Source organism: Pseudoduganella sp. RAF53_2, assembly GCF_052113985.1.
Lineage (GTDB): Bacteria > Pseudomonadota > Gammaproteobacteria > Burkholderiales > Burkholderiaceae_D > Rugamonas.
In genome coordinates, this window is record NZ_JBFRDW010000133.1 from 1 (window position 1) to 10,852 (window position 10,852).

General features: G+C 64.6%; 13 protein-coding genes and 1 pseudogene. 13 read left to right on the top strand and 1 reads right to left on the bottom strand.

Going from position 1 to position 10,852, the window contains the following annotated elements:
* From AB4Z11_RS10325 to ureB, 6 genes are all read left to right on the top strand, one after another.
* Positions 1-621: amidohydrolase family protein (locus AB4Z11_RS10325; protein ID WP_442025081.1), on the top strand; the 621-nt coding region annotated here is incomplete at its 5' end.
* A 4-nt stretch (positions 622-625) separates the two neighbouring features.
* A complete protein-coding gene (gene ureE / locus AB4Z11_RS10330) occupies positions 626-1,132 on the top strand; it encodes an urease accessory protein UreE (protein ID WP_442025083.1) in 507 nt (168 codons plus the stop codon).
* Positions 1,132-1,812 carry an urease accessory protein UreF gene (locus AB4Z11_RS10335; protein ID WP_442025105.1) on the top strand — a complete coding sequence of 227 codons (681 nt, stop codon included), beginning with the start codon at positions 1,132-1,134 and terminating at the stop codon, positions 1,810-1,812. The genes ureE and AB4Z11_RS10335 overlap by 1 nt, the downstream gene beginning before the upstream one ends.
* 4 nt (positions 1,813-1,816) lie before the next feature.
* Positions 1,817-2,449 carry an urease accessory protein UreG gene (gene ureG / locus AB4Z11_RS10340; RefSeq protein ID WP_442025085.1) on the top strand — a complete coding sequence of 211 codons (633 nt, stop codon included), beginning with the start codon at positions 1,817-1,819 and terminating at the stop codon, positions 2,447-2,449.
* Positions 2,446-2,637, top strand: a complete 192-nt coding sequence (locus AB4Z11_RS10345; protein WP_442025087.1) for a hypothetical protein — start codon at positions 2,446-2,448, stop codon at positions 2,635-2,637. The genes ureG and AB4Z11_RS10345 overlap by 4 nt, the downstream gene beginning before the upstream one ends.
* A 137-nt stretch (positions 2,638-2,774) precedes the next feature.
* Positions 2,775-3,059 carry an urease subunit beta gene (ureB, locus tag AB4Z11_RS10350; protein ID WP_442025089.1) on the top strand — a complete coding sequence of 95 codons (285 nt, stop codon included), beginning with the start codon at positions 2,775-2,777 and terminating at the stop codon, positions 3,057-3,059.
* Positions 3,060-3,062: 3 nt separating this feature from the next.
* Here ureB and AB4Z11_RS10355 read toward each other — a convergent pair whose 3' ends face one another.
* A complete protein-coding gene (locus AB4Z11_RS10355; protein ID WP_442025091.1) occupies positions 3,063-3,596 on the bottom strand; it encodes a 1-acyl-sn-glycerol-3-phosphate acyltransferase in 534 nt (177 codons plus the stop codon).
* 294 nt (positions 3,597-3,890) lie between these two features.
* Here AB4Z11_RS10355 and AB4Z11_RS10360 point away from each other — a divergent pair, with 294 nt between their 5' ends.
* The 7 genes and pseudogenes from AB4Z11_RS10360 to AB4Z11_RS10390 form a co-directional block, all read left to right on the top strand.
* The gene (locus AB4Z11_RS10360; RefSeq protein ID WP_442025093.1) at positions 3,891-5,243 is read left to right on the top strand and encodes a sigma 54-interacting transcriptional regulator; all 1,353 of its coding nucleotides are present in this window, start codon (positions 3,891-3,893) and stop codon (positions 5,241-5,243) included.
* A gap of 316 nt (positions 5,244-5,559) precedes the next feature.
* Positions 5,560-7,476 (top strand): hypothetical protein, encoded by a 1,917-nt coding sequence (locus AB4Z11_RS10365; RefSeq protein WP_442025095.1) that lies wholly within the window; start codon positions 5,560-5,562, stop codon positions 7,474-7,476.
* A gap of 53 nt (positions 7,477-7,529) precedes the next feature.
* On the top strand, positions 7,530-7,976 hold the full coding sequence (locus AB4Z11_RS10370; protein ID WP_442025097.1) for a hypothetical protein: 447 nt from the start codon (positions 7,530-7,532) through the stop codon (positions 7,974-7,976).
* Complete coding sequence (locus AB4Z11_RS10375) at positions 7,973-8,674, top strand: C39 family peptidase (RefSeq protein WP_442025099.1); 702 nt, start codon at positions 7,973-7,975, stop codon at positions 8,672-8,674. The genes AB4Z11_RS10370 and AB4Z11_RS10375 overlap by 4 nt, the downstream gene beginning before the upstream one ends.
* Positions 8,675-8,683: 9 nt before the next feature.
* Entirely contained in the window at positions 8,684-9,181 is a 498-nt protein-coding gene (locus tag AB4Z11_RS10380) for a hypothetical protein (RefSeq protein WP_442025101.1), read from the top strand.
* Positions 9,182-9,225: 44 nt separating this feature from the next.
* Positions 9,226-10,584: an acetate kinase gene (locus tag AB4Z11_RS10385; protein ID WP_442025103.1), complete on the top strand. Its 1,359-nt coding sequence runs from the start codon at positions 9,226-9,228 to the stop codon at positions 10,582-10,584.
* A 79-nt stretch (positions 10,585-10,663) separates the two neighbouring features.
* Positions 10,664-10,852 (top strand): annotated as a pseudogene (locus AB4Z11_RS10390) (MBL fold metallo-hydrolase); the annotation flags it as partial.

Sequence of the window (10,852 nt, forward strand, 5' to 3'; positions counted from 1 at the left end):
TCGCAGGCCATGGGGCGTGTGGGCGAAGTGATCCTGCGCACCTGGCAGACCGCGCACAAGATGAAGATCCAGCGCGGCGCACTGGCCGAAGATTCGGAGCGCAACGACAACTTCCGCGTCAAGCGCTACGTGGCCAAGTACACCATCAACCCGGCCATCACGCATGGCGTTTCGCATATCGTCGGCTCGATCGAAGTGGGCAAGCTGGCCGATATCGTGCTGTGGAAGCCTGCCTTCTTCGGCGCCAAACCATCGATGATTGTGAAGGGAGGCATGATTGCCGCGGCGCAGATGGGCGATCCCAATGCGTCCATCCCGACGCCGCAGCCGGTGCATTACCGGATGATGTTCGGCGCCTTTGGCGGCGGCCTGAAAAAATCGCTGACCTTCGTATCGCAGGCCGCTTTCGATGCCGGCATCGGCGAGCAGCTCAAGCTGCAAAAGCCGGTGATGGCCGTACGCGGCATGCGCACCCTGCGCAAGCACGACATGATCCATAACGGCGCCACGCCGCTCATGGAAGTCGATCCCGAAACCTATGAAGTGCGCGCCGAYGGCCGCCTGCTGACCTGCCAGCCCGCCGATGTACTGCCGCTGGCCCAGCGCTATTTCCTGTTCTGACGCCATGCTGACTCTGCACACCAAAATTTCCGGCGCCGCGCGCATCGACGCGCGCCTTGTCCTGCCATACGAACTGCGCGAGAAATGCCGCCTGCGCGCGACCCTTGATAGTGGCGAAACGGTGGGCGTGTTCACGGTGCGCGGCACGGTGCTGCGCGATGGCGATCTGCTGACGGGGGAGGACAAGCGCGTGGTGCAGATTGTGGCTRCACCCGAAGCCACCTACCGGGTGACCTGCCGCGATGCCCACACGCTGCTGCGCTGCGCCTTCCATCTGGGGAATCGCCACACGCAGGCGCAATTGGGCGATGGTTTTCTGCGCATCCGTGCCGACGCGGTGCTCAAAGAAATGCTGATCGGCCTTGGCGCGGCGGTTGAAGCGGAGCAGGCACCGTTCGAGCCGGAAGCCGGCGCTTACGGCGGTGGCCATCATCACGGCCATGACCACGGTCACCCGCTGGCGCCGGTGCCGCTGCGGCAGAAGATCCACCGGCCGGGAGACCCGTCATGATCGGCGCCGCCCAGCTGCTGCACCTGCTGCAGTTCGCCAGTCCCGCGCTGCCGATTGGTGGCTACAGCTATTCGCAGGGACTGGAGGCGGCCATCGAACAGGGCGAGGTGCGTGATGCCCCCGGTGCGCAGGCCTGGATTGCCATGCAACTCGCCGACGTGATCGCGCTGTGGGATGCACCGCTGTGCTGGCGTCTCATGCAAGCCTACACGCAGCGCGATGCCCAGCTGGTGCTGGAACTGACCGAGCGCGCTATGGCTGCGCGCGATACCAGCGAATTCCGCGCCGAGAGCGTGCAGATGGGTTATTCGCTGCGCAAGCTGGTCGAGGAACTGGGCATCGTCGACGAGGGCGCACTGGCAATGCTGCGCGCCAGCGACGACGTGCCGCTGCCGGCCGCGTATGCCTGCGCCGTGGCTGCACTGGGCATTCCGCACGAAGAGGCCTTGCTGGCCATGCTGTTCTCGTGGGCCGAGAACCAGGTGCTGGTGTGCGTCAAATCCGTGCCGCTGGGGCAGGTGGCGGGACAGAAGATCCTGCTCGCACTGCGCAGCGATATCGAGGCCGCGGTGCAGCGTGCGCAGACGCTGGCCGATGATGAATTGTCCAACTGGGCGCCGGGTCTGTCGCTGCTGTCGATGCAGCACGAAGTCCAGCATGGCCGCCTTTACAGGTCCTGAAACCATGAATACATCGAATCCCCTGCGCGTTGGCATCGGCGGTCCGGTCGGATCGGGCAAGACCGCCTTGTGCGAGCAGCTGTGCAAAGGCATGCGCGAGCACTACGACATGGCCGTCATCACTAACGACATCTACACCCGCGAGGACATGGAAATACTGCTGCGTGCAGAAGCACTGCCGCCGGAGCGGCTGATGGGCGTGGAGACGGGCGGCTGTCCGCACACGGCGATCCGCGAAGACGCCTCGATCAATCTTGAAGCGATCGCGCGCCTGCAGGCCGATTTCCCTGCGCTGGACCTGATCCTGGTCGAATCCGGCGGCGACAATCTGGCGGCCACCTTCAGCCCTGAACTGTCGGACCTGACGATTTACGTGATCGATGTGGCGGGCGGCGAAAAGATTCCGCGCAAGGGCGGACCCGGCATCACGCGCTCCGACCTGCTGATCATCAACAAGACCGACCTTGCTCCGCATGTGGGCGCCAACCTTGAGGTGATGGCGAACGATGCGAAGCGGCAGCGGGGCGAGCGTCCCTTCTTGTTTACCAATCTTCGCAGCGGCGAAGGCGTAGCGCAGGTGATCGAGTTTATTCGCGAACAGGGCCTGCTTGGCTCATCACAACTGGAGGAAGCATGAAAAGGACGAATGCAGTTGCCTTGCTGGCGGCACTGGTGTCGGCGCCGGCCCTGGCCCATCCGGGTCATCTGGAAGATGTGGCCTCGGGGTTCACGGCCGGCCTGCTGCTGGCCGGCCTGTTCCTGGTAGCGGGAGGCGCGAAAGTGCTTAAGCGTTGGCTGAGTCGCGGCGGCCGCCGGGAAGAATAGGCGCCGCCAGCTCCTGACGCTTGTTCAGGTGGCCGTCGTAAATGGCGCGGATGGCGGCCAGCGCCGGATGTTCGTGCCGTATTCCGATGGCACGCCACTTGCAAAAGTAGGGGCATATGCGATTACACTGTATCCCTATGACAATCGACAGCAAGCAGCCGGACGCTGGCCCCACAACGGTCAGCGTCACGGTGGAGAACCGCGGCAACCGGCCTATCCAGGTCGGCTCGCACTTTCATTTTTTCGAAGTGGATTCCGCCCTGTATTTCGAGCGGTGGAAGGCGTATGGCATGCGGCTCGATATCGCGCCCGGCACCGCCGTGCGATTCGAACCGCGCCAGCAGCGCACCGTCGCACTGGTCAAGCTCGACAGTGACCGCGAAGTGTGGGGATTCAGCGCGCGCGGCGGACCGCGCAAGTAGCGTTCAGGCGCGCGGCGTTTCGCGGCGCTCGCTCAGAACGATGGGCGCCGCCAGTTCCGGATGCTTGCCCAGATGGCCGTCGTAGATGGCGCGGATTGCGGCCATGTCCTGTTCCTGATCGCCGGTCAGGTCGAGATGATCGACCACGCCGATCGTCTTGTTCGGATAGTCGAGATACACCAGCAGCAGCGGCACCTTGGCCGCGAGCGCCAGATGGTAGAAGCCGCTCTTCCAGTGCGGGCGGTAGCCGCGCGTGCCTTCCGGCGTAATCGCCAGCCAGTACCACGGTTCCTTGTGCATGCGCTCGGCCTGCGCGCTGATCATGCCTTGCGGCGCGCTGCGGTCGACCGGCTGGCCGCCCAGCGCATAAAACCATTTGCCCAGCAGCGGGATGCGGAACAGCGAATCCTTCGCCAGCCAGCGGAAGGGCAGGTCGGTGGTCCACTTGGCGAACACGCCCACCATGAAGTCCCAGTTCGAGGTGTGTGGGTACACCACGGCAATCCCGCGCGGCCCCGGCAGCGGGCTGTATAACATCTGCCAGCCGAAGAAATTCAACACCCGCAGAGAAGTGCGCTGCCGCCAGCTTGGCAGATTGTCTGGCTGTAGCCTATATTGGTTCATATTGTCCTCGTGCTAAAAGCGCAGGGGCTGCTACCGTAAGTAATATAAAAATTGAAACAGACTTGCTGAAAAAAACGTCGCATTCTATCCGTGTGTGCGCCGTCCAGCAAGACCAGGGGCGACCAGCCTTGCAACATGTGAAGCATAAAACACAAGAACACCAGGCCGTTCAGCGGTCTGGAATCGGGCGAACATGGTGTAGAGAAGATGACAGATAAGCGACTCTTATGTGTGGCCTTGCCTGGCCACGGAGCGAGAGACGCGATTGGGGCGGTACTGAAGGACTGGGATGTTGGGAAAGCCTCCGGCCTGAAAGAGGCGGGAGAAGTATTGCGCCTGCACCGGTATCTGGTGGGCGTGCTGCTGCTTGACGCCAGCAACTGTCCCTTGGAGACACTCGATCGCTTCCTGCGCGAACACTGGTGGGTAAAGTGGGTGGCGCTGTTCCACCCATCGGCACTGGAGGCGGGGCACTTCCGCCAGCTGGTGCACGATTACTGCTTCGATTACCACACCCTGCCACTGGACGGCCTGCGCCTGCGCTGTACGCTGGGTCACGCGCTCGGCCTGGCGGTACTGCAGAGTCCCGCCATTCCCGGCAGCCGGCCGAATGGCATGCGCCTGACGGGCAATAGTCCCGCCATCACCCGCTTGCGGCAGCAGATCGTCAAGGTGTCGCAGGTGGAAGCGCCAGTGCTGATCTGGGGCGAAAGCGGGACCGGCAAGGAACTGGTGGCGCGCGCCGTGCATGACCATTCCAGCCGCGCCGCCGCGCCTTTCGTGCCGATCAATTGCGGCGCCATGCCGGCCAGCCTGATTCAGTCGGAATTATTCGGCTACGAGAAGGGCGCCTTTACCGGTGCGGCGCGCGACAAATGCGGCCTGATCGAATCGGCCGCGGGCGGCACCATCTTCCTTGATGAGATCGGCGACCTGCCGCTGGATATGCAATCGAATCTGCTGCGCTTCCTGCAGGAGCACACCATCTGCCGCGTCGGTGGTACGCGCCAGATCACGGTTGACGTGCGCGTGATCGCGGCATCGCACGTGAAGCTGCTGCATGCGGTGGACGAGGGCCGCTTCCGCGAAGACCTGTTCTACCGCCTGAACGTGCTGCCGCTGGATGTGCCGGCGCTGCGCGAGCGCGATGGCGATGTGGTGGCACTGGCCGAATACTACTTCAACGCCTTTGCGGCCGAGCGGGCGCCGGGCGTGAAGGGCTTCAGCACGCGCGCGCTGGAGGCGATGTGCGCGCACGACTGGCCGGGCAATGTGCGCGAGCTGGTCAACCGCGTGCGGCGCGCGCTGGTGATGGCGGAGGGGCACATGATACAGCCGTGCGATCTGGGCCTTGAGGACGCCACGCCGGACGTGCTGAACGATGCGCTGGATGGCGTGCGCAYCCAGGCCGAGCGGGCCGCGCTGCAAGCTCACCTATGCGAAGGCAAGAGCATGACCATGGTGGCGCGCGAGCTCGGTGTGTCACGCATGACCTTGTACCGTCTGATGGCCAAGCACGGTATCGAACCTCCATCGCGGCGTTTTATGCATGCCGGATGAGACGGCGTCACACCCATGTGACAAGCGTCGCATGGGGTGGCTTGCAGGACAAATACCCGATCTGCCGCAAACCCTGTCACACCGCTGTGACCCTTCCATAAAGCTAGGCTCTATTGCTCAACAGTCCTGCCGCGAAAAAGCCTTTAAACTCAAGCGCTTCGCGGCTTTCATCAGTGCTGGCACCAAGTTTGCGTAATTGCCTCTGCCTGGGCTTAGCCCGGGTGGCCGAACGTTCAAAAACTACTTTTTGGTGAGGCACAAAATGAATAAAAGCATACTGGCGACAGCAATTGGATTGATGTTCAGTCTAGGAGCGATGGCGCAATCCACAGATCAGTCGGGGAATAACAATACCTCGTCCACGAGTCAGAGCAGGAACAGCAACAACACGAACAACGCGAACGACAACAACAACAGCACTGGCAATGCACGCGCCACGTCTGATGCTGCTGCAGCCGCCAACAATGGCGGGACTGCGACCTCGAACATGACGAGCTCGTTCAACACTTCCTCCGCCACCGCGACCAGCACACTGACCGGTACTGTCAGCGGCAACTCGATCGGCAACATCGGCAATATCGCTACCAACAACGGCAACGCCAACGGCGGCGCAGCACGTGGCGGTATCGGCGGTGATGCGACTGGCGGCAATGCCAGCGGCGCTCGCGGCGGCAACGGCGCCGAAGGCTATGGCGGCGATGGCGGCAACGGTGCCCGTGCAAGCGGCGCTAACGGCGGCTCCGGCGGCAACACCGGCAATGCCAATGGCGGCCGCGGCGCAAGCGGCGGCGATGCCAATGTGGGCGACGCCAATGGCGGCAGCGCCAGCAGCGGCAATGYCCGCGGTGCCAATGGCGGCGACGGCGGCAATGCCCGTGGCGCCCGCACCGGTGACGGCGGCGCAGGCGGCTCTGGCGGCGCAGGCGGCAACGCCGGCCGTGTCGGCGGCAGCACCGGCGGTGCTGGCGGCGCAGGCGGCTCTACCGGCGACGCAACCGGCGGCGGCGGTGGCAATACCGGCCGCGCCATCGGTGGCGACGGCGGCAGCAATGGCGCCGTGAATGGCGGCTATGGCGGCAACAGCGGCCGTGCAGCCGGCGCATCGGGCGGTGACGGCGGCAATGCTGCACGCGCTATTGGCGGCGACGGCGGCGGCACTGGCGCTGCAACCGGCGCATCCGGCGGCTCGGGCGGCAACGCTGCACGTGCCATTGGCGGCGACGGCGGCAATGCGGCCCGCGCAGGCAGCGGCGGCGATGCCGGCAGCACCGGCTCGGTCGGTGGCGGCAATGCCGGTTCGACCCAGAGCGCTGACGGCGGCAATTCGCGTGCCGGTGGCGGCGGCGGCACCAGCACGGCTGGCGCCGCTTCGTCCAGCGGTAATGCCAGCACCGGTGGCGCAGCCACTTCGGGCGCCGGCGGCGGCGGCGGTACCGGCGGCAATGCCGGCACTGGCGGCGCAGGTGCAATGGCGACCACCAACGGTGGTGCTGGCGCAGCAGGCGGTACCGCAACAACTGGCGCCGGCGGCGCTGGTTCTTCGGCATCGACCGCAGGCGGCGCAGGCGCAGCCGGCGGCGCCAACACCAGCGGTGCTGGCGGTGCAGGTGCAGCAGGCACTGGCGGCACGGCAGGCGCAGGCGCCATGGCATCGAATACTGGTGGCGCAGGTGCAGGCGCAGCCAGCGGTGCAGGCGGTGCAGGTGCCGGCGGCGGCAATGGCAGCAGCACAGGCGGCACCGGTGGCGCTGGTGGTGCAGGTGCAGGCGGCGGCAGCAGCGGTGCAGCGTCCAACATGGCCGGCAACGGCGGTGCAGGCGGCAGCTCGGCTTCGGGCGCAGCAGCTGGCGGCGCAGCCACCAACGGTAATGCTACGGCAGGCACCGGCGGCTCCGGCGGCRCAGGCGGCAGCAACACCGGCGGTGCAGCAGGCGCAGGCGGCAGCAACACGGGCGGCTCCGGCGGTGCCGGTGCAGCGGGCGCTGGCGGTGCAGGCGGCGCAGGCGGCACCAACACGGCAGGCACGGCTACCGGTGGTGTTGGAAACGGCGGCTCGGGCGGTGCTGGCGGTACCAACAGCGTGAGCGCTGGCGAGTTCAATATGTCCAACACGATGACTACGGTCGCCGGCGGCGCCGCAGGCATCACGGTGGTGAGCCAGAACAATGGCTTCTCTTCCCTGATTCAGCAGAGCGTCAATGTTCAGGCCAACCTGACGGTCGGCCAGCACTAAGCGCAAAGCGGTGCGCCGCTGCGGCGGCGCACTTCTCAGGACAGGAGAATGTCATGCATACCTGGTCCGCGAAGACAGGCGGGATGCTGGCCTGGCTGTTGTGTCTGCCATGTGTGGCGCAACAGGCGCAGGTCAGCCCTGCGAGGGAAACGCCTCCGGCAGTTGCTGTCGCAAGTGTGGGGACGTCCAATCCGGGCGAACGCAGCCCGGCCCCGGTCCCGGTGCCGCTCGGCGCCGGGCAGGGATCAAGCGGCGTGTTCGGCACGCCGCTCGGGGAGGAAAAGCTGTCGCGCATGCGTGGCGGCACCGATACGCCCTGGAGCGATATGAAACTGAGCGGCACGGTGACCGACAACAGCGCGGTCAACGYGGTAACCGGCAACAATGTGATCACTGGTGGCTCGTTTGTGAATGCGAGTGGCCTGCCGACCGTGATCCAGAATTCCGGCTCCAATGTGCTGATTCAGAACGCCACCATCGTTAACGTGCAAATCCAATGAACATGCCTACGCTACGCTGGTTGTGCCTCACCCTGGCGCTGGCCGCGCCGGCTGCTGCCCCCTTGGCAGCCGAACTGGCCAGCGTCGGCGGTGTTCCGTATTTTGTCCACGTGACCAGCATGAAGGAAGCGCGCTTCCGCACCACGGTGCGGCAGCAGTACGACTTCAGCTGCGGCTCGGCAGCGGTAGCAACGTTGCTGACTTACCACTATGACTTTCCTGTCACCGAGCAACAAGCGTTTCAGGAAATGTATGTCACCGGCGATCAGGCCAAGATCCGGCGCGAGGGTTTCTCCTTGCTGGATATGAAGCGGTTCCTCGGCAACCACGGTTTCACGGCGGACGGCTTTGAACTGCCGCTCGATAAGCTGGTCCAGGCCAAATTCCCGGCCATTGTGTTGATAGTTGAGAAGGGTTACCATCATTTCGTAGTGGTCAAGGGCGTCGAGTCCGACCGCGTGCTRCTGGGCGATCCGTCTGGCGGAACACGCGCCGTGGGGCGCAAATCCTTTGAGGCCATCTGGCCAAATCACCTGCTGTTTGTGATCCATAAACGCAGTGGCCCCGACAACGGCAAGCCGCACTTCAATGAAGTGGCCGAGTGGAAGGTGGCACCGCGTGCCTTCCTGGGCGATGCGGTGGACCGCGAAGGGCTGGCAAGAGTGACGGTGCCGAAGAACGGCGCCGGCGAATTCTAGGAGCGAGCCATGCGCAATTCCCGCTGGATGCTTGCCTTGCTGTGCAGTCTTGCGGTGCTTCCGGCCGATGCCGATGAAGCGAGCCCGGACTGGGGCACGCCTGTGCCCGACAGCGAGCTGGAAGCGGTCCGCGGCGGCTTCGACACCGGCAATGGGCTGGTCGTCTCGCTGGGCATTGAGCGCCTGGTATCCATTAACGGCAACGTGGTTTCCACCACCCAATTCAATATCGCCGACATGGCGCGCATGAGCAGCGCCGAGGCCCAGATCGCACGCGAGGCGCTGCAGCCCTTCCAGTTGGTCCAGAACGGACCGGGCAACAGCTTCTCCGCCGATGCGATGCCTCAGTTGATGTCGGCCCTCCTGATCCAGAACAGCGTCAATGATCAACTGATACGCAGTCAGACCACCATCAATGCAACGGTCAATACGCTGGCTGCGCTGAAGAGTATGAATCTGGAAGCAACGCTGCGCCAGGCATTGGCCAATGTGGTTGGCCCGCGCTGAGCACGGCAGCATCTGTCGACGTCGTCTCTAGAAAAGGGGGAAGCATGCAGCTTGTCCGTACCTTGCGCGCCGGCTCAGCCGGCGTCACACTCTTGATGTGCAGCGCCGCCATGGCGCAACTACCGCAGGATAATCGCAGCAACGCCGCCATGGCGGCCGAACTGGAGACGCTGAAGAAGCAGCTGGCCGAACAGAAGGCCATGCTGCAATCCCTGCAGGAAGACTTGAAGCGGCTGAAAAATCCCGTGGCGCCGAGCCAGCTGGAGCAGGCACGCGGCACCGGCAGCGGGCAGGCGGGAGGGCAGGCACAAGCGGCGCCGGCGCCCAGCCAGCCGGCCCAGCCCGCCGACGACCGGCGCACGGCAGCACAAGGTGCACAAGGCGCACAAGGCGGCGGCGACCAGCGCAACGACCCCGTCGGCAAGGCGCCCGAGCGCGACAGCCGTCCACCGGCGGTGGCGCCTTTGTTCGAGGCGCCCGGCGTGCTGACACCGCGCGRCCACTACGTGCTTGAGCCCAGTTACCAGTTCGGCTATTCGTCCAGCAACCGCGTGGCCCTGGTCGGCTACACCATCATTCCGGCACTGCTGATCGGCCTGGTCGACGTGCGCGAGCTGAAGCGCAATACCAACACCGTCACGCTGGCCGGGCGCTATGGCTTGACCAACCGCACGGAAGTCGAGGTGCGTCTGCCCTATACCTACCGTTCCGATTCGACCGTGAGCCGCGAACTGTTCACCGGTACCGCGGTCGAGAACGTGTTCCAGACCAGCGGCAAGGGCATTGGCGACGTTGAAGTGGCGGTGCGCCACCAGATCAATGATGGCGGTCCCGACAGCTCCTATTACGTTGCCGGCTTGCGTGTGAAGACCCGCACCGGCAAGGACCCGTTTGAAGTGGTGACGGATTGCCAGGTGCGCTGCGTGGGCGACAATGCGTCGGGCACCGGCCTGCCGCTGGACCTGCCGACCGGCTCCGGCTTCTGGGCCATTCAGCCCAGCCTGACCTGGCTGTTCCCGTCCGATCCAGCAGTCTTCTTCGGCAGCGTGAGCTATCTGTACAACATCAAGCGTGACAACGTGGAACGCCAGGTGCTGAGCGGAGCGATGGAGCCGCTGGGGACGGTCAAGCCGGGCGCCGTGGTCGGCTTCAACTTCGGCATGGGCCTTGCGCTGAACGATAAAGCGTCGCTCAGCCTCGGCTACGATCACCAGTCGATCGCACGCACCAAACAGAACGGCGTCGCCGTGCCGGGCTCGGTGCGCACCCAGCTGGGTACGCTGCTGATGGGCTTCTCGTATCGCCTCAATGAAAAGCGCACGCTCAACGTGACCGTCGGCGCGGGTCTGACGCGCGATACACCGGACGTGACCTTGTCGGTGCGCCTGCCGATGTCCTTCTGAGCTTTCCGGCGGCCTCCTGCAGAGCCGCCGGAATTGCGCTATCGTAATGATTCCAACAATATTGAGTAAAAGGGAATTCATGACTCAACGCACCCGTATCTCCGCCGCGGTGGCGCTCGCCGCCGCGCTCGCATCCGGCGCTGCCTTTGCTGCAGCGCCTCTGGCCAAGTCCCAGTCCCCCGGTTTCTATCGCACCACGCTGGGCGATTTCGAAGTCACCGTGCTGAACGACGGCACCAATGAAATGCCGATGGACAAGCTGCTGCAC